The sequence below is a fragment of the Pseudomonas sp. DR48 genome, assembly GCF_019823085.1.
Taxonomy (GTDB): domain Bacteria; phylum Pseudomonadota; class Gammaproteobacteria; order Pseudomonadales; family Pseudomonadaceae; genus Aquipseudomonas.
Genome location: NZ_CP081946.1, coordinates 2,312,927 through 2,330,701, shown reverse-complemented (window position 1 = coordinate 2,330,701; position 17,775 = coordinate 2,312,927). Strand labels below are relative to the sequence as shown.

The window sequence follows — 17,775 nt, the reverse complement described above, 5'->3', positions numbered from 1 at the left end:
AATTCCTCGTCTTGTTCAAATGATCGTTCCCACGCTCTGCGTGGGAATGCTTCAAGGGACGCTCCGCGTCCAGTGACGCGGAGCGTCACGGGCTGCATTCCCACGCGGAGCGTGGGAACGATCAGCTGGGGGGGGGTTAGAGGCTAGGCAGCAACTTCGCCGTGACCAGCTCGCTCAGGCAACGCGTGGCCAGCAACTCGGTCGCCGCATTTATGTCCGGCGCAAAGAACCGGTCCTTCTCATAGAACGGCACTTCATTACGCAAAATCGCCCGGGCCTTTTCCAGTTTTGCCGAGGTTTTAAGGCCTTCGCGCAGGTCCAGCCCTTGTGCGGCAGCCAACCATTCCACCGCGAGAACGCCGCGAGTGTTTTCGGCCATTTCCCACAAACGCTTGCCGGCGGCCGGCGCCATCGACACGTGGTCTTCCTGGTTCGCCGACGTCGGCAAGCTGTCCACCGAATGCGGATGGGACAGCGCCTTGTTCTCGCTGGCCAATGCCGCCGCCGTCACCTGGGCGATCATGAAGCCGGAGTTCACGCCGCCATTGGCCACCAGGAACGGCGGCAGTTGCGACATGTGCTTGTCCATCATCAGCGAGATGCGACGCTCGCTCAGGGAACCGATTTCAGCGATCGCCAGCGCCATGTTGTCAGCGGCCATGGCCACGGGCTCGGCGTGGAAGTTACCGCCGGAGATCACGTCGCCTTCAGCGGCGAATACCAGCGGGTTATCGGAAACGGCGTTGGCTTCCACCGCCAGCACTTCGGCGGCCTGGCGGAACTGGGTCAGGCAGGCGCCCATGACTTGCGGCTGGCAGCGCAGGGAGTACGGATCCTGGACCTTTTCGCAGTTCAGGTGCGAATCGGACACTTCACTGCGCTCGCCCAACAGATCGCGGTAAGCAGCAGCGGCGTCAATCTGGCCTTTCTGGCCACGTGCGGCGTGGATGCGTGCGTCAAACGGCGAGCGCGAACCCAAGACTGCTTCAACCGTCAGGGCACCAATAGCCACGGCCCCGGCGAACAGGTCTTCGCCTTCGAACAGGCCACGCAACGCGTAAGCGGTCGACACTTGTGTGCCATTGAGCAGCGCCAGGCCTTCTTTCGCGGCCAGGGTCAGAGGTGTCAGGCCGGCGACTTTCAGCGCTTCGGTCGCTTCCATCCATTCGCCCTTGTAACGGGCCTTGCCTTCGCCCAGCAACACCAGCGACATGTGCGCCAAAGGCGCCAAGTCACCGGATGCACCGACCGAACCCTTCAAAGGAATGTGCGGGTAAACCTCGGCGTTGATCAGCGCGATCAACGCGTCGATCACCACACGACGAATGCCGGAGAAACCACGGCTCAGGCTGTTGACCTTGAGCACCATGACCAGGCGCACCAGGGCGTCACTGATTGGCTCGCCAACACCGGCGGCGTGGGACAGCACCAGCGAGCGCTGCAGGTTTTCCAGGTCTTCGCTGGCAATGCGGGTCGAGGCCAACAGGCCAAAACCGGTGTTAATGCCGTAGGCGGTGCGGTTTTCGGCGAGGATCTGTTCCACGCAGGCAACGCTGGCTTCGATCTGGGCCGAGGCGCTGTGGTCGAGGGTGATTTTGACCGGGTGCTGATAAACATCACGCAGTTGGGCAAGGCTCAGTTGGCCGGGAATCAAATTAAGCGCAGTCACATCATTCTCCTTTTGAGAGCTTTTTATTAACTAACCAGACGCTCCGGAGATGTCCGTTGTCCGTCGCTTCCCATCTTTTTGAGAGGGCTGGCGCCTTGGCACGCTGGTGTTGTGGAAATCAGTTCAGGTTCGGTAAAGCCTTGTGCAGCAAAATCGGGTCTTTCAGCACGCCGGCCGCATCGGCGATATCAGGCGCCAACCAGCGGTCCTGGTCGTAGGCAGGAACCCGCTCGCGCAACAGACGCCACGCGGCATCGGTACCGGCGCCGAAACGTTGTTCCTTGAGGAACTCAAATGCCTGGGCCGCCAGCAGATATTCGATGGCGAGGATCTGCGTGCAGTTTTCCAGCGCGCGATGCAGCTTCAGTGCGGCGTTGGTGCCCAGGCTCAAGTGATCTTCTTGCAGGCCGGAGGTGACGTAGTTGTCGAGCACGGCCGGTTGCGCCAACTGGCGGTTTTCCGCGCACAGAGAAGCGGCCACATACTGGACGATCATCATCCCGGAGTTAACCCCCGGATTGGCCACCAGGAAGGCCGGCAAGCCGCTGACGTGAGGGTTGATCAAGCGGTCGAGGCGGCGTTCGGCGATGGAGCCGATTTCCGCCATGGCAATCGCCAGCAGGTCCGCTGCCAACGCGACCGATTGGCCGTGCGGGTTGGCCTGGGACATGACGCGGAAGTTGTCCGGCGTGCCCAGCAGCAAAGGGTTGTCGGTGCAGCTGTTGAGTTCGGTCTCGATCTGTTGGGTTGCGTGTGCAAGCTGATCGCGAGCGGCGCCGTGCACCTGCGGGATCGAACGAATGCTCAGCGCATCCTGCGTGCGGATGCCTTTGCTCGTTGCAATCACTTCACTGCCATCGAGCAACGCACGCAAATTGATCCCGACTTGCTGCATGCCCGGATGCGGCTTGAGCGCAATGATCTCGGCATCGAACGCCGCGATCTGACCGCGCTGGGCCTCAAAACTCATGGCGCCAATCACGTCGGCCCACTGCACCAGACGCGTGGCGTCGGCCAGTGCCAGGCAGCTCAGACCGGTCATGCACGGTGTGCCGTTGACCAGGCACAGGCCATCTTTGGCGCCGAGCTGGACCGGTTGCAGACCTTCTTCAGCCAGGGCTTGTTGCGCAGAAACGATCTGCCCGCGATAGCTGACATTACCGACACCCAGCAAGGCGATGCTGATGTGGGCCATGTGGGTCAGGTAACCCACCGAGCCCTGAGACGGCACTTGCGGGGTGATGCCGCGGTTGAGCAACGCCAACAGGGCTTCGACCACCCGACGATGAATGCCGGATTTGCCGTGACTGTAGTTGCGGATCGCCGCACACATGATTGCGCGGGTCTGCTCATCGGTCAGTGGAGCACCGACACCACAGGCGTGACTGAGCAGGGTGTTGCGCGACAGTTGGCTGAGTTGTTCGTCCTTGAGCGAGACGTTGCACAAGGCACCGAGGCCGGTGTTGACGCCATAGGCACGCTCGCCGCTGACGACGATGCGCTGGACAATGGCCTGCGCATTGTCGATCCGCGCCCAGGCCTGGGTCGACAGCTCAAGCTGTGCGCCATGACGGGCAACGGCCACCACATCCTGCCAACGCAACGGGGCATCGGCGATAACGATTTTTTCAGCCTGGGACATCATTAACCTCTTGAAGTTGATCGTTCCCACGCTCTGCGTGGGAATGCCGCTTGGGACGCTCCGCGTCCCGTTGTCAGGGCAAGACTCAAGCTCTGCGCATGGGTGACGCGGAGCGTCACGGGATGCATTCCCACGCAGACGGTTCGACGCCTCGACGTGGGAACGATCGACCTTTAAACCACCGCAGCCCGACGCTGCACGAACCGATCGACATACTCATCCGCCGGCGAATGCAGAATCTCTCGTGGGGTGCCGACCTGGATCAGGCGCCCGTCCTTGAGGATCGCAATGCGATTGCCGATGCGCACGGCCTCGTCGAGGTCGTGAGTGATGAAGACGATGGTCTTGTGCAGGGTCTTTTGCAGCTCCAGCAATTGGTCCTGCATCTCGGCGCGAATCAGCGGGTCGAGGGCACTGAACGCTTCGTCCATCAGGATGATATCGGTGTCCGCTGCCAGGGCACGGGCCAGGCCCACACGCTGACGCATGCCGCCCGAGAGCTGATGCGGGTATTTGTTTTCGTAGCCTTTGAGGCCCACGGTGTTGATCCAGTGCAGCGCGCGCTCGGAGCACATTTGCTTGCTCTCGCCACGCACTTTCAAACCATAGGCAACGTTATCCACCACGGTCTTGTGTGGCAGCAGGCCGAAGCTCTGGAACACCATGCTGATCTTGTGCCGGCGAAATTCGCGCAGGGCTTCCATGTCGTATTGCAGGATGTCCACGCCGTCCACCAGGATCGCGCCGCTGGTCGGGTCGATCAGGCGATTGAAGTGCCGCACCAGGGTCGATTTACCGGAACCGGACAGGCCCATGATCACGAAGATCTCACCGGTACCGATGCTCAGCGACAGATCGTTCACACCGACCACGCAGCCGGTTTCGGCCAGCACCTGATCCTTGGTCTTGCCCTGGCCAATCATGCCCAGCGCTTCCTTGGAACGGTTACCGAAAATCTTGAAGACGTTTTTGACTTCGATTTTGCTGATGGCTTCGTTGTTCATTTGCTCACCTCATGCCGTGGCCGACCATACGCCTGAGTAATGCGGTCGATCACCACTGCCAGAATCACGATCGCCAGACCGGCTTCAAGGCCACGTCCGACGTTGAGGGTCTGAATCCCCACCAGTACGTCTTCGCCCAGGCCACGGGCACCGATCATCGAGGCAATGACGACCATCGACAGGGCCATCATGGTGGTCTGGTTGATCCCGGCCATGATGCTCGGCAGGGCCAGCGGCAATTGCACGCCGAACAGTTGCTGCCAACGGTTGGCACCGAAGGCGTTGATCGCTTCCATCACTTCACCGTCAACCTGGCGAATACCCAGGTCGGTCAGGCGAATCAGCGGTGGGGCCGCGTAGATCACCGTGGCGAAAATCGCCGGGACCTTGCCCAGGCCGAACAGCATCAGCACCGGGATCAGGTAAACGAAGCTCGGCATGGTCTGCATGATGTCCAGCAATGGCATCAGCACCGAACGCAGGCGATTGCTGCGTGCCGAGAGGATGCCTAGTGGAATGCCGATCAGCACCGAAATGACCGTCGCCACCATCATCAGGGCCAGGGTCTGCATCAGCTTGTCCCAGAGGCCGACGGCACCCACCAAAAACAGCAGGCCGACAATTACGGCGGTGGTCACGACTTTACGGGTCGCGTGCCAGGCTACGCCTGCCACGATTGCCAGCATCAGCCACCAGGGCGCTGCACGCAGCAAACCTTCAAGATTGACGATGGCCCACAACAGGGTGTCGGAGATGTGCCGGAACACATCGCCATAGTTGGTGACCAGCGAATCGACCCAACCGTTGACCCAGTCGGCGATGGAAAAGGTAAAACTTTCGGGAAACATAAGAGACTCTCAATCAAGGGGTTGCGATTCAGCGTGCGACTGCCGCGTACGACAGTCGCAGAGGCTCAACCTACAAGGCCGCGTCGATTTTCTTGGCTGCGTCTTCGCTCACCCATGCGTGCCAGACTTCAGGATGTTCCTTCAAGAAGATCTTGGCCAGTTTTGGCGACTCGATCCGCTCTTTGGTCATGCGCCCAAGGTTCTGGTTCAGGATGTCGATGGGCACGTTGACCTTTTCCAGCACGGCCACCAGTTCCGGGGCTTGTTCGTGGAAAGTCTTGGACAGGCCGACCTTGATATCCACGGTTTTGTTCACGCCTGGTTTTTCTTCGAGTTTCACTGCGTCGATCTGGCCCATCAGCGGGGTTGGCGACCAGTAGTAGAACAGGATCGGCTCGCCACGCTTGTAGCTCGACAGCACGGCCGCATCCAGCGCCGGGCCGGTGCCTGGGCGGAAGTTGGTGTAGGTGCTTTCCAGGCCGTAGCTTTTCAGCATTTCGCTGTTGTCCAGCTCACAGGTCCAGCCGGCCGGGCAGTTGTAGAAACGGCCTTTGGATGGTTCTTCGGCGTCCTTGAAAATCGCTGAGTATTTGCCCAGATCGGCAATGTTTTTCAGGTCCGGCGCCTTCGCTTCCAGCTTGCGCTTGGCGTCGCCTTCAATCACGTAGCGCGGTACGTACCAGCCTTCGACTGCGCCAACGACTGGAGCACCGACGCCGACGACTTTGCCGGCCTTCTCGGCCTTGTTCCAGACTTCGCTGCGCCCGACCCACTCTTCGGCAAACACTTGAATGTCATTGCTGCTCAGGGCGTTTTCCATGGTGATGGAGTTGCCTGGCAGGCTGTCGGTCTTGCAGTCGTAGCCTTTTTCCAGCACGACTTGCAGCACGTCGGTTAGCAGCATGGCGCTTTCCCAGTTCAGACCGGCAAATTTCACCGGTTTGCCCGACTCACACCAGCCGGCAGCCTGAGTAGCGCCGGCACTGGCCAACAGGCCCATGGAAAGCAGTGTGGTCAGCAGGGTCTTGTTCGATTTCATTGTTGTGACGCTCCTAATCATGAATTGGCTTACGGCAGTCAAGAGGCATCCAGCCCTGTCTACGTCCAATCAGGCCTACGCAGTAGCAGCGCGGCCAGCCCCACTTGTTTTTGGTGCAATGACGCTGTCCTGCTCGATTGGCAGAATCAAGCGATCGGGTACGGCGCTGTGCCATTTTTTTGCGCACACGTAATACACGGCTGCGGGAAGCACCAGGCCGATGATCCAGGAAATATCCACATCGCCCAGGGCCGCCACCAGCGGACCGGTATAGAACTTGGTTGAAATAAACGGCAGCTGTACCAGCACACCGAACACATAGACGCTGATGCCGAGGATATTCCAACGGCCATAGCGACCGTTCGGATCGGCCAGCGCCGGCACGTCATAGCGCTCGCGAGTGATGCAGTAGTAGTCCACCAGGTTGATCGCGCTCCATGGCGTGAAGAACGCCAGCAGGAACAGGATGAAGGACTTGAACGCACCGAGGAACGAGTGCTGACCGAGCAACGCCATCAGGGTCGCAGCACCTACGATGACCAGCACGAAGGCCAGACGCTGCAAGCGCGATACTTTCAGATCACCACGAAAACCGCTGATGATGGTCGCGATGCACATGAAGCTGCCGTAGGAGTTCAGCGTGGAGATGGTGACCTTGCCGAACGCGATACTGAAGTAAAGCAGAGCAGCGGTGGCACCGGTACCGCCCAGGCCGACGATGTAGGCCACTTCATGGCCAGCGAACTGCCCGTTGGACGAAGCGGCGGCAAACACACCGAGGATCATCGCCACTTGTGCACCAATGACCGAACCGGCACCCGCGGCGAAAAAAGTTTTCACCGAGGAAGTCTTGCTCGGCAGGTAGCGAGAGTAGTCAGCCACGTAAGGACCGAAGGCGATCTGCCAGGATGCCGCGAGCGACACCGCCAGCAGGAAGCTGCTCCAGCTGAAGTGGCGAATTTGCAGGAGTGCACCCACGTCAGTCTGGCTCATCAAACGGCTGAACAGATAAACGAAGGCAATCACGCCAATGACACTGGCAACACGGCCGATCCAGTGGATTACCCGATAACCGAGCACTGTCACCAGCACAATGACACTGGCAAAAATAAGGATACCGATGCTGTCGCTGACACCGAACAACTGGCCCAGCGCCTGGCCGGAAAGCACGGTACCCGTCGCGGTGAAGCCGAGGTACATCAAACAGACCAGTACGATCGGGATGGCTGCGCCATACACGCCGAACTGCACGCGACTGGAGATCATCTGCGGCAGGCCAAGCTTGGGCCCTTGCGCCGCATGCAACGCCATCACACCGCCGCCGAGCAGTTGCCCGATCAGCAAACCGATCAACGACCAGAACACATCACCGCCCAGCACGACGGCCAGAGCGCCCGTCACGATGGCGGTGATTTGCAGGTTGGCACCCATCCACAGGGTGAACTGGCTAAACAGACGACCGTGTCTTTCCGCTTCCGGGATGTAGTCGATCGAGCGTTTCTCGATCAACGGTTTACTGCCTGCACGTTCGCTGTTAACAGCCATGATTCAACCTCTATGGATTGTTCCGGGTTTTGTTCTTGTTGTTGGCTTTTGTGGGAGTGAGCCTGCTCGCGATGGCGGTGTGTCAGTCAGCAAAATGCTGAATGTACTGACCACATCGCGAGCAGGCTCACTCCTACAGGTTTTTGCGTTTATTTGCCGGTAATCATCGGCAGGTTCAGACCCTGCTCCTTGGCGCAGTCGATAGCGATCTGGTAGCCCGCATCGGCGTGACGCATGACACCGGTCGCCGGGTCGTTGTGCAGCACGCGAGCAATACGCTCAGCCGCTTCGTCAGTACCGTCGCAGACGATCACCATGCCCGAGTGCTGGGAGAAGCCCATGCCGACGCCGCCGCCGTGGTGCAGGGAAACCCAGGTCGCGCCACTCGCGGTATTGAGCAGGGCGTTGAGCAGAGGCCAGTCGGACACAGCGTCGGAACCGTCCTGCATCGACTCGGTTTCGCGGTTCGGGCTGGCTACCGAACCGGAGTCCAGGTGGTCGCGGCCGATAACGATTGGCGCGGACAATTCACCGCTGCGCACCATTTCGTTGAACGCCAGGCCGAGCTTGGCGCGCAGACCCAGGCCAACCCAGCAGATACGTGCCGGCAGACCCTGGAAGCTGATGCGCTCACGGGCCATGTCCAGCCAGTTGTGCAGGTGGGCGTCGTCAGGGATCAGCTCTTTGACTTTGGCGTCGGTCTTGTAGATGTCCTCAGCGTTGCCCGACAGTGCAGCCCAACGGAACGGGCCGATGCCACGGCAGAACAGTGGACGGATGTAAGCCGGTACGAAGCCTGGGAAATCGAAAGCGTTCTCCACGCCTTCTTCCTGAGCCATCTGACGGATGTTGTTGCCGTAGTCGAAGGTCGGAATGCCCATTTTCTGGAATTCGAGCATCGCTTTTACGTGCACAGCCATCGATTGCTTGGCGGCTTTGACCACGGCAGCAGGCTCGGTCTTGGCGCGAGCGCGGTACTCTTCCCAGGTCCAGCCAGCCGGCAGGTAACCGTTGAGCGGGTCGTGGGCGCTGGTCTGGTCGGTGACCATGTCCGGGCGCACGCCGCGCTTGACCAGTTCCGGCAGGATTTCGGCCGCGTTGCCCAGCAGCGCGATGGAAATCGCCTTGCCTTCTTTGGTGTATTTGGCGATACGGGCCAGTGCGTCGTCGAGATCGGTAGCCTGCTCATCGACATAACGGCTGTTCAGGCGGAAATCGATGCTGACCTGCTGGCATTCGATGTTCAGCGAGCAAGCGCCGGCCAGGGTTGCAGCCAGTGGTTGAGCGCCGCCCATGCCGCCCAGGCCTGCGGTCAGGACCCAACGACCTTTCAGGTCATCGTTGTAGTGCTGGCGACCGGCTTCGACGAAGGTTTCGTAGGTGCCCTGGACGATGCCCTGGCTGCCGATGTAGATCCAGCTGCCGGCAGTCATCTGGCCGTACATGGCCAGGCCTTTGGCGTCCAGTTCGTTGAAGTGTTCCCAGCTCGCCCAGTGTGGCACCAGGTTGGAGTTGGCGATCAGTACGCGCGGGGCGTTGGTGTGGGTCTTGAACACGCCGACCGGCTTGCCGGATTGCACCAACAGGGTCTCGTCGTCGTTCAGGTTGGTCAGGCTTTCGACGATCTTGTCGTAGCATTCCCAGTTACGCGCCGCACGACCGATACCACCGTAAACCACCAGTTCTTTAGGGTTCTCGGCAACTTCCGGGTCGAGGTTGTTCATCAACATGCGCAGCGGCGCTTCAGTCAGCCAGCTCTTGGCGGTCAGCTTGTTACCGCGTGCGGCACGGATTTCTACGTTGCGGTACTTCGTAGGTTTCTGGGTATTGTCAGTCACGAAAAAGACTCCTCAGCGATCAATTCAAACCAACCCTGGCGGTGGGCAAGCCAGCCTGTGCGCGTCAACGCGTCACAAGCGAATCAGTGGACGCTGCGGAGAGTCTCGATCGACTCATACGCATACGTCTTTACTTGTACATACAAGCATATGCAATCAAGCGGCCAACTTGTTGGATGGGTGTTCAAGAAAAATGGCGCAAAGGGCTGTAAACCCTTTAGATCAAGGGTTTTGACGCAGATGATATTTTTCGGTGGGGATGTGCGGGGTCGGGCGTGGGAGTGTGGCGGCTGTTACTTAAGCGTGATTTTGCGCCACGCTGGGGCGTTCGGTAACAAGTTGGTGCGCAGTTTCGAATCAGATGATCGTTCCCACGCTCTGCGTGGTAACGCCTCTACAGACGCTCCGCGTCCGCTTCTTGCGACTGTGACGCGGAGCGTCACGGGATGCATTCCCACGCGGGAGCGTGGGAACGATCAGTGGAGGTGTTGGATCAGCGTGCAGTCAGTTCAATCACACAGCACGGGCCGCTAGTGGAGACTTGCAGCAGGCCAGCATTACCGTCAAGTTGCAGGCAATCGTGACGCCCCAGTTTTTCGTCACTGTTACCGGCCTTCACTTCAAGCAGCTCGGTGACGCTGAACACCAACACCGTCCCCGCTGAACTGAAAAACCGCTGCTCGCCGTCCAGCCATTGCAACCGTGCGTTGTAGCGCTGCGGCGCGTAGATCAGGTTGAAATCGCGAATTGCCCCACCGAGCAACGTGCAGGACACCTGACTCTCACCGCTGAAGGCAAACGGGTCCAGCGGTAACAACGGCCGCGTGTCCTGGCCATCAACGCGCAAGGTCATGCCCTCACCTTGCAGCACGGTAATCACTCGCTCGTAACCGGCGAACGTGGAAAACCCGCCCGACTCGCCAATATCGGCAATCGACAGGCGCCAGCCGAACCCTTCCAGGCCAGTGCCGGCATCACGGGTGATTTCTTCGGTGCTGCCACCGCCGTTTTTCCACGGCATGCGTGGGTAGTCTTTTGCGCGTAGAACCTTCGTTACATTCATTTATGGCTCTCTATTTATGAAACCGACCTTCCAGACGATGACGGGAACCGGGGTGGATCAAACGGGCGGCGGTCACTGGCTGACGGCCGGACCAGGTGCGACGGCGAATCAGCAGGCACGGCTCGCCCTTTTCAATCTGCAGCAACTTGCATTCGGACGCCTCGGCCAGAATCGCCTCAACCACGTGCTCGCCTTCAGTCAGCGGCGCGACCTGGTTCAGGTAGGCGTAGGGCGTTTGCAGGGTGAAATCCTGCTTGAGGTAGTCCGGCGCCACCAGCGCATTGACGAAACGGTCCTCGATTTGCACCGGGATGTCGTTTTCGAAATGCACGATTAGCGAATGGAACACCTTCTGGCCTTCGCGCATGTCCAGGGCCAGTGCGCGCTCCGAGCCGGCCGCCTCTTCTTCAAGGGTAATGACCTTGCACGTGTGACGGTGGCCGCGGGAGGCAATTTCGTCGGCGATGTTGTGCACTTCAAACAGCGCGGACTGGCTTTTCGGCTCGGCGACGAAGGTGCCAACACCCTGCATGCGCACCAACAGACCGTCGGCGGTCATCTCACGCAAGGCGCGGTTGATGGTCATGCGACTGAAGCCCAACTGGTTGACCAGTTCACTTTCCGACGGAACGCGGTAGTGCGGCGGCCAGTTTCCACTGTCGATTTGCTGGGTGATCATCTGTTTGACGCGGGCGTACAAGGGCGCCGGACTGTCGCCCATGTTCGCGGCCAACGGTGACACTGGGGGCGGAGTCGGCACGGTTAATCCTTGATCGTCTGTTAGAGGTTGCTAGCTTGCCGGAGTTTACCGAGCAGGCAAACGTCTGTATATGTATATACAAATAACACACGATGGGGTGCTGAACCATGTCCGCCTTCTTTGCCGAACGCGCGCTGCTGCCTAGTGGATGGGCCAACAATGTACGTCTTGAAGTCAGCGCCGACGGCGTTTTGACTCAAATCCAGGCCGATTCTCATGCAGATGGCGCAGAACGGCTAAGCGGTCCGCTGCTGCCGGGCATGCCCAATCTGCACTCCCACGCGTTCCAGCGGGCGATGGCCGGGCTGGCCGAAGTGGCGGGTAATCCGAACGACAGTTTCTGGACCTGGCGCGATTTGATGTATCGCCTCGTCGGAAAAATCAGCCCGGACCAACTCGGCGTGATCGCCCGTCAGCTGTACATCGAAATGCTCAAGGCCGGTTACACCTCGGTCGCGGAATTTCATTACGTGCACCACGACATCAACGGCCAGCCTTATGCAGATCCGGCCGAACTGGCACTGCGCATCAGCCAGGCCGCGAGTTCTGCCGGTATCGGTTTGACCCTTCTGCCCGTGCTTTACAGCCACTCCGGTTTCGGCGGCCAGGCCCCGAACGATGGCCAGCGGCGCTTTATTAACAGCACCGAAAACTACCTCAAGCTTCAGACGCGTTTGCAACCGATCCTGGCGCAGCAACCGGCGCAATCGCTGGGCCTGTGCTTCCACTCGTTGCGCGCAGTCACACCGCAGCAGATCAGCGAAGTGCTGGCCGCTAGCGACAAGCAATGCCCGGTGCACATTCACATCGCCGAACAGCAGAAGGAAGTCGATGACTGCCTGAGCTGGAGCGGCCGCCGTCCGCTGCAATGGCTGTATGAAAACACCGAAGTCGATCAGCGCTGGTGCCTGGTCCACGCGACCCACGCCAATCCGGAAGAAGTCACGCTGATGGCCAAGAGTCGCGCCATCGCCGGCCTGTGCCTCACCACCGAAGCCAACCTCGGCGACGGGATTTTCCCGGCGGTGGACTTCCTCGCTCAGGGTGGGCGCATGGGCATCGGTTCCGACAGCCATGTCTCATTGAGCGTGGTCGAAGAATTGCGCTGGCTGGAATATGGCCAGCGTCTGCGCGATCAGCGGCGTAATCGTTTGTATGGCGCGGATCAGCCGATGGTTGGGCGCACACTGTTTGACGCAGCGCTGGATGGCGGCGCCCAGGCGTTGGGGCAACCGATTGGTGCGCTGCAAGTGGGCAAGCGCGCGGATTGGCTGGTGCTGGACGGCAACGATCCGTACCTGGCGACCGCCAGTGGCGACGGGATTCTCAATCGTTGGTTGTTTGCTGGCGGTGATCGTCAGGTTCGCGACGTGCTGGTCAATGGCCAGTGGGTTGTGCGGGACGGGCGTCATGCCGGCGAAGAGGAAAGCAATCGCGCGTTCACCCAAGTTCTGCGCGATCTCCTGGGCTGACCCAAACTAAATGTGGGAGCGGGCTTGCTCGCGAAGGGGCCGTCAGATTCAACATCACTGTTGACTGACAGGCCGCCTTCGCGAGCAAGCCCGCTCCCACATGGGTTTTGCGTTAACCGTCAGTTCGAGGTCTTGGCCATCTGCTTATCCGATGCGCGCCAGATCAATCGCGTCGTGTCGTAACCCTGCTGACGCGCCTTGCTCAGCAGTTCTTCACGCACCACACCATTAACCGACGGCGTGCGGGACAACAGCCACAGATACTTGCGGCTTGGGTCACCGACGATGGCGGTCTTGTAATCGTCGCTGACGTACAGCACCCAGTATTCCCCCTTCGCCACGCCTGGCAGCAATCGCGAGAACCAGGTATCAAACTCGACCCACAATTTGTCGGTCTTGCCCGGTACCTGTGGATAAGCCGTGCCCTTGGCCTCTTCCCACTCCCAGTCTGCCGTCAGGCAGCGATTCAACACCTGGATGTTGCCATCAGGCTTGAGTGTGTAATGAGCTTCGGATTGCGCACAGTTGCGCTGAAAGTACATCGGCAGGCGGGCCAACTCGTACCAGGTGCCCTGGTATTTCTTGAGATTGACGCTGTTGACGGTCTTCGGTGCCAGTGAATCTTCGCCAGAAGTGGCGCAGCCGGCCAATACCAGGCCGGCAAAAAGCAGGATCAATAAACGCTTCATTATTTTTCTCCCGTAGGCGTATTGCCCCGGTTTACTTCAGGCCTTGGCCAGAAAACATCAGCACTTTGTCACCGGCATACTGCACGCTGATAAAGCTATTCTTGTCACCCCAGGTGCAACTGGACATGCCGAGCGCGCCCGAGCAATCAGTGGCTTTACCCAGCAAGGCTTCAACTTCTGCCTTGGGCATGCCGGCCGAGAGCTTCGAGTAGTTTTCCTGATTGATCTTGCTGCAAGCGGCCAAAAGCACGCAGAACGAAAGCAAGGCGATAGATCGCAGCGACATGGTGAAACTCCTGGTACGTAGGGGATTGGCACGGCTGCCAAGCAGAAGCTTAGAAGAGAAAACCCCCATCTGGTTCCCCACGCGCCCGGCTATTTATCGGGCCGCTCGTCTGCCGGTTTTTTTGAAAAATCAGCCACTTTCTCTGGCTATTGGGTATTTCGTCGGCTTTCGCAAAAAGACGCCTAATCTTTGGCGCTGGCCAGTCGACATAGAAGCAGCGCCAAGCCTCCTAGTGTGGCAAATTGACGCCCCCTCGCTGACCAGCCCCTCCGCGGTAGTGCATTCAATGACCAGAAACATGAAATTCAGCCACAAGATCCTGCTGGCAGCCGCCCTCGTGGTCGCCGTTGCGTTCGCCTGCTTTATCTTGTTCAACGACTACCGCCAGCGCCAGACCCTGCGCAGCAGCACCGAATCTTCGATGCAGGAACTCGGCAGCCTGACCACCAGTAACATCAAGACCTGGCTCGAAAGCCGTATTCAGTTACTGCAATCGCTGTCCCAGCAGATTGCCGTGGACGGCAGTGCCCAAGCCAACCTCAAACGCGCCATCGACTTGCCGGCCTACACCAGCAACTTCCAGCTCAGCTACTTCGGCGGCACTGATGGCGTGATGTTCTCGGTCCCTGCCGGCAATCGCGCCGCGGATTACGATCCCCGCGCTCGCGGCTGGTACAAGGCCGCCAACAGCGCGCAACAGACCATCGTTACCGAGCCGTACATCGCAGCTTCTTCAGGCAAACTGGTGATCACCGTGGCCACGCCGGTGCAGCATCAGGGCCAGATGATCGGCGTTGCCGGCGCGGACATCGACCTGTCCAGCGTCAGCGCGATCATCAACTCGCTGAACTTCGGTGGTCACGGCCATGCGTTTATCGTCAGCGCCGACGGTAAGATCCTGATCCACCCGGACAGCAAACTGGTGCTCAAAACCCTCGCCGAGGCCTACCCCAACGGTGCGCCGAACGTCAGTCCGGGCATGAAAGAGGTCGAACTCGACGGCAAGACCCAATTCATCTCCTTCACCCACGTCAACGGCGTGCCGTCAGCCGACTGGTACGTGGCGCTGGTGCTGGATCAAGACACTGCATTCTCGATGCTCAGCGAATTCCGCACCTCAGCGATCATCGCCATGGTCATTGCCGTGGTCATCATTATCGCGCTGCTGGGCATGCTCATCAGTTTCCTGATGCAACCGCTGCTGACCATGGGCCGTGCCATGCATGACATCGCCGAGGGTGAAGGCGACCTGACCAAGCGACTGACCATTCATGGCCACGATGAATTTGGCGCGCTGGGCATGTCGTTCAACCGCTTTGTGGAGCGTATTCACACCTCGATCCGCGAAGTCGCTTCGGCCACCGGCCAGGTCAACGAAGTCGCGCTGCGCGTAGTGGCTGCGTCGAACTCGTCGATGTTCAACTCCGATCAACAAGCTTCGCGCACCAGCAGCGTGGCCGCCGCCATCAACGAGCTGGGCGCCGCGGCTCAGGAAATCGCCCAGAACGCCGCCCTCGCCTCCCAGCATTCGAGCGACGCCCGCGAATTGGCTGAAGATGGCCAGCAAGTGGTGGATAAAACCATCGCAGCGATGCAGCAGCTCTCGGCGAAGATCAGCGATTCGTGCGGCAACATCGAAACGCTCAACAGCAATACCGTGAACATCGGGCAGATTCTGGAAGTGATCACCAGCATCTCGCAGCAGACCAACCTGCTGGCGTTGAACGCTGCCATCGAAGCGGCACGCGCCGGTGAAGCCGGCCGTGGCTTTGCCGTAGTGGCGGATGAAGTGCGCAACCTCGCCCACCGCACACAGGATTCGGCGCAGCAAGTGCAGAAGATGATCGAGGAACTGCAAGTCGGCGCCCGCGAGGCGGTCAGCACCATGACCGACAGCCAGCGTCAGAGTGAAAGCAGCGTTGGCATCGCCAATCAGGCGGGCGAGCGCCTGAGCAGCGTGACTCAGCGCATTGGCGAGATCGACGGAATGAACCAGTCGGTGGCCACGGCGACTGAAGAGCAGACCGCTGTCGTGGAGTCGATCAACGTCGACATCACCGAGATCAACACGCTGAACCAGGAAGGTGTGGAGAACCTGCAGGCGACCTTGCGGGCTTGCTCGGATCTTGAGCAGCAGGCGGCGCGGTTGAAGCAGTTGGTGGGTAGTTTCCGGATTTAAGCTGCTTTCACTGGACCCATCGCCAGCAGGCTGGCTCCCACAGGGGATTTGTGAACGACACAAACCAAATGTGGGAGCCAGCCTGCTGGCGATGGCGGCATCAGCTATAGCAGAAAACTAAAAGCGAGACCCAGGCCCCGAAAGAAACTCGATTTCCTCTGCCGTCGACTCCCGCCCCAATACCGCATTGCGATGCGGAAACCGCCCAAACCGCGCAATAACCTGCTGATGCTTCTCGGCATAGTTCAGGTAATCGGTAAACAGCGCTTGATCGGCTTCCGGCTGCTGTACAACAAGGTCGATGTATCGCGAAACCGCCTCGTTCTGCACCGCCAGATTCTCGCAATGCTCAAACACCAGGTAGATAAACACCCGCTGAATCGGCCGCAACTGGCGATCGAAATCCGCAGCAATGCCTTGCGCCACGAGTTTTTGGGCCCGTAGATCACCAGAGAACGATTTGGGAGTATCGCGATAGATCATGCGCGGGAGTTGATCGAGCAGCAGCACCAGGGCCAGCCAACCTTCGGGGCGTTGCGCCCAGTCAGTCAAACCGCCGGCCAGTGCCTGCTCGACCCAGTCCCCGAAACGCTCGCGCGCTTCGAGGTCCTGGCTGTCGCGCTTGCCGAACCATAACCTGCCCTTCTGCGCCGCTATCTCGCTGGGGGATTCGAAGTTTCCGAACCACCAGTCGAGCAACGGCTGCCAGGGCGCAGTCATGGTTTATTCCTTGTGGTAAGCCGTGACGCGTGCAACTTCTTCTTTCGAACCGAGGAACACCGCAACACGCTGGTGCAAGCCATCAGGCTTGATGTCGAGGATGCGCTGATGGCCATCGGTGGAAGCGCCGCCAGCCTGTTCAACCAGGAACGACATCGGGTTGGCTTCGTACATCAAGCGCAGTTTGCCCGGCTTCGAGGGTTCGCGGCTGTCGCGTGGGTACATGAACAGACCGCCACGGGTCAGGATACGGTGCACGTCGGCAACCATCGCGGCGACCCAGCGCATGTTGTAGTTCTTTTTCAGTGGACCTTCATCGCCAGCCAGCAATTCGCTGACGTAGCGCTGTACCGGCGCTTCCCAGTGACGCTGGTTGGACGAGTTGATCGCGAATTCCTGCGTGGATTCCGGGATCGTGATGTCTTCATGGGTCAGCACGAAGCTGCCCATTTCACGGTCGAGGGTGAAGCCTTTCACGCCATTGCCCAGGGTCAGCACCAGCATGGTCTGTGGACCGTAAATCGCGTAACCGGCGGCAACCTGCTGAGTGCCTGGCTGCAGGAAGGCCTTTTCGTTCAAAGGCTCGTTCTGGGTCAGATATTCATTCGGGCAACGCAGTACCGAGAAGATTGTTCCGACCGGCGCGTTGATGTCGATGTTCGACGAACCGTCCAGTGGGTCGAATACCAACAGGTAGGCGCCTTTCGGGTATTTGCCCGGAATCTGGTAGGCATTGTCCATTTCTTCGGACGCCATGCCGGCCAGGTGACCGCCCCATTCGTTGGCTTCGAGCAGGATGTCGTTGGACATCACATCAAGCTTCTTCTGCACTTCGCCTTGGACGTTTTCAGTGCCCATGCTGCCCAGAACACCGCCCAGGGCGCCTTTGGAAACGGCGTGGCTGATTTCCTTGCAAGCACGCGCCACCACTTCGATCAGGAAACGCAGATCGGCAGGGGTGTTGTTGCTACGGGTCTGCTCAATCAAATAGCGACTCAGGGTAACGCGGGACATGGAAGGC

At 59.5% G+C, this 17,775-nt stretch carries 15 protein-coding genes and 1 pseudogene; 3 read left to right on the top strand and 13 right to left on the bottom strand.

Annotated features, from left to right (window positions below; translation table 11 throughout):
* Window positions 1-136: 136 nt before the first annotated feature.
* The 9 genes from hutH (K5K95_RS10660) to hutC all read right to left on the bottom strand — a co-directional run bounded on the left by hutH (K5K95_RS10660) (window position 137) and on the right by hutC (window position 11,369).
* Complete coding sequence (gene hutH / locus K5K95_RS10660; RefSeq protein WP_222589405.1) at window positions 137-1,669, bottom strand: histidine ammonia-lyase; 1,533 nt, start codon at window positions 1,667-1,669, stop codon at window positions 137-139.
* 118 nt (window positions 1,670-1,787) lie between these two features.
* Window positions 1,788-3,311 carry a histidine ammonia-lyase gene (gene hutH, locus K5K95_RS10655; RefSeq protein WP_222589404.1) on the bottom strand — a complete coding sequence of 508 codons (1,524 nt, stop codon included), beginning with the start codon at window positions 3,309-3,311 and terminating at the stop codon, window positions 1,788-1,790.
* Between the two features lie 173 nt (window positions 3,312-3,484).
* Window positions 3,485-4,315, bottom strand: a complete 831-nt coding sequence (locus K5K95_RS10650) for a glycine betaine/L-proline ABC transporter ATP-binding protein (protein ID WP_109627517.1) — start codon at window positions 4,313-4,315, stop codon at window positions 3,485-3,487.
* The gene (locus K5K95_RS10645) at window positions 4,312-5,163 is read right to left on the bottom strand and encodes an ABC transporter permease (RefSeq protein ID WP_010464518.1); all 852 of its coding nucleotides are present in this window, start codon (window positions 5,161-5,163) and stop codon (window positions 4,312-4,314) included. Before K5K95_RS10645 ends, K5K95_RS10650 begins: the two co-directional genes overlap by 4 nt.
* Before the next feature lie 70 nt (window positions 5,164-5,233).
* Window positions 5,234-6,202 (bottom strand): ABC transporter substrate-binding protein, encoded by a 969-nt coding sequence (locus K5K95_RS10640; protein ID WP_090176687.1) that lies wholly within the window; start codon window positions 6,200-6,202, stop codon window positions 5,234-5,236.
* A 75-nt stretch (window positions 6,203-6,277) separates the two neighbouring features.
* Complete coding sequence (locus K5K95_RS10635; protein ID WP_222589403.1) at window positions 6,278-7,747, bottom strand: purine-cytosine permease family protein; 1,470 nt, start codon at window positions 7,745-7,747, stop codon at window positions 6,278-6,280.
* A 149-nt stretch (window positions 7,748-7,896) separates the two neighbouring features.
* Window positions 7,897-9,585, bottom strand: coding sequence for a urocanate hydratase (gene hutU / locus K5K95_RS10630; protein WP_090176693.1), 1,689 nt, complete (start codon window positions 9,583-9,585; stop codon window positions 7,897-7,899).
* 493 nt (window positions 9,586-10,078) lie between these two features.
* Window positions 10,079-10,648: a HutD family protein gene (locus tag K5K95_RS10625; protein WP_222589402.1), complete on the bottom strand. Its 570-nt coding sequence runs from the start codon at window positions 10,646-10,648 to the stop codon at window positions 10,079-10,081.
* A 10-nt stretch (window positions 10,649-10,658) separates the two neighbouring features.
* Window positions 10,659-11,369: a histidine utilization repressor gene (hutC, locus tag K5K95_RS10620; RefSeq protein ID WP_177326944.1), complete on the bottom strand. Its 711-nt coding sequence runs from the start codon at window positions 11,367-11,369 to the stop codon at window positions 10,659-10,661.
* 146 nt (window positions 11,370-11,515) lie between these two features.
* Here hutC and K5K95_RS10615 point away from each other — a divergent pair, with 146 nt between their 5' ends.
* Window positions 11,516-12,880: a formimidoylglutamate deiminase gene (locus K5K95_RS10615; RefSeq protein ID WP_222589401.1), complete on the top strand. Its 1,365-nt coding sequence runs from the start codon at window positions 11,516-11,518 to the stop codon at window positions 12,878-12,880.
* Between the two features lie 119 nt (window positions 12,881-12,999).
* On the opposite strand, the gene K5K95_RS10610 is transcribed toward K5K95_RS10615, so the two are convergent.
* Both K5K95_RS10610 and K5K95_RS10605 read right to left on the bottom strand, forming a co-directional pair.
* Window positions 13,000-13,569 carry a lipocalin family protein gene (locus K5K95_RS10610; RefSeq protein ID WP_222589400.1) on the bottom strand — a complete coding sequence of 190 codons (570 nt, stop codon included), beginning with the start codon at window positions 13,567-13,569 and terminating at the stop codon, window positions 13,000-13,002.
* A 31-nt stretch (window positions 13,570-13,600) separates the two neighbouring features.
* On the bottom strand, window positions 13,601-13,855 hold the full coding sequence (locus K5K95_RS10605) for a hypothetical protein (RefSeq protein WP_090176709.1): 255 nt from the start codon (window positions 13,853-13,855) through the stop codon (window positions 13,601-13,603).
* On the opposite strand from K5K95_RS10605, the pseudogene K5K95_RS33545 reads away from it, so the two are divergent.
* Together K5K95_RS33545 and K5K95_RS33540 are read left to right on the top strand one after the other, a co-directional pair.
* Window positions 13,854-15,128: pseudogene (locus K5K95_RS33545) on the top strand (cache domain-containing protein); the annotation flags it as partial. The gene K5K95_RS10605 and the pseudogene K5K95_RS33545 sit on opposite strands and share 2 nt — an antisense overlap.
* A gap of 27 nt (window positions 15,129-15,155) precedes the next feature.
* Window positions 15,156-16,034, top strand: a complete 879-nt coding sequence (locus K5K95_RS33540; RefSeq protein WP_409999723.1) for a methyl-accepting chemotaxis protein — start codon at window positions 15,156-15,158, stop codon at window positions 16,032-16,034.
* 117 nt (window positions 16,035-16,151) lie between these two features.
* Here the strand turns inward: K5K95_RS33540 and K5K95_RS10595 are convergent, their stop codons facing one another.
* Together K5K95_RS10595 and K5K95_RS10590 are read right to left on the bottom strand one after the other, a co-directional pair.
* Entirely contained in the window at window positions 16,152-16,754 is a 603-nt protein-coding gene (locus K5K95_RS10595; protein WP_222589398.1) for a DUF924 family protein, read from the bottom strand.
* A gap of 3 nt (window positions 16,755-16,757) precedes the next feature.
* Window positions 16,758-17,768, bottom strand: a complete 1,011-nt coding sequence (locus K5K95_RS10590) for a class 1 fructose-bisphosphatase (protein ID WP_090176717.1) — start codon at window positions 17,766-17,768, stop codon at window positions 16,758-16,760.
* Window positions 17,769-17,775: the final 7 nt, after the last annotated feature.

Coding starts and splice junctions, on each gene's coding strand:
- K5K95_RS10645 (WP_010464518.1), bottom strand. CDS start 5,163: ATGTTTCCCGAAAGTTTTACCTTTTCCATCGCCGACTGGGTCAACGGT.
- K5K95_RS33540 (WP_409999723.1), top strand. CDS start 15,156: ATGTCGTTCAACCGCTTTGTGGAGCGTATTCACACCTCGATCCGCGAA.
- K5K95_RS10650 (WP_109627517.1), bottom strand. CDS start 4,315: ATGAACAACGAAGCCATCAGCAAAATCGAAGTCAAAAACGTCTTCAAG.
- K5K95_RS10590 (WP_090176717.1), bottom strand. CDS start 17,768: ATGTCCCGCGTTACCCTGAGTCGCTATTTGATTGAGCAGACCCGTAGC.
- hutH (WP_222589404.1), bottom strand. CDS start 3,311: ATGTCCCAGGCTGAAAAAATCGTTATCGCCGATGCCCCGTTGCGTTGG.
- K5K95_RS10640 (WP_090176687.1), bottom strand. CDS start 6,202: ATGAAATCGAACAAGACCCTGCTGACCACACTGCTTTCCATGGGCCTG.
- K5K95_RS10595 (WP_222589398.1), bottom strand. CDS start 16,754: ATGACTGCGCCCTGGCAGCCGTTGCTCGACTGGTGGTTCGGAAACTTC.
- hutC (WP_177326944.1), bottom strand. CDS start 11,369: ATGGGCGACAGTCCGGCGCCCTTGTACGCCCGCGTCAAACAGATGATC.
- K5K95_RS10635 (WP_222589403.1), bottom strand. CDS start 7,747: ATGGCTGTTAACAGCGAACGTGCAGGCAGTAAACCGTTGATCGAGAAA.
- K5K95_RS10605 (WP_090176709.1), bottom strand. CDS start 13,855: ATGTCGCTGCGATCTATCGCCTTGCTTTCGTTCTGCGTGCTTTTGGCC.
- K5K95_RS10625 (WP_222589402.1), bottom strand. CDS start 10,648: ATGAATGTAACGAAGGTTCTACGCGCAAAAGACTACCCACGCATGCCG.
- K5K95_RS10615 (WP_222589401.1), top strand. CDS start 11,516: ATGTCCGCCTTCTTTGCCGAACGCGCGCTGCTGCCTAGTGGATGGGCC.
- K5K95_RS10610 (WP_222589400.1), bottom strand. CDS start 13,569: ATGAAGCGTTTATTGATCCTGCTTTTTGCCGGCCTGGTATTGGCCGGC.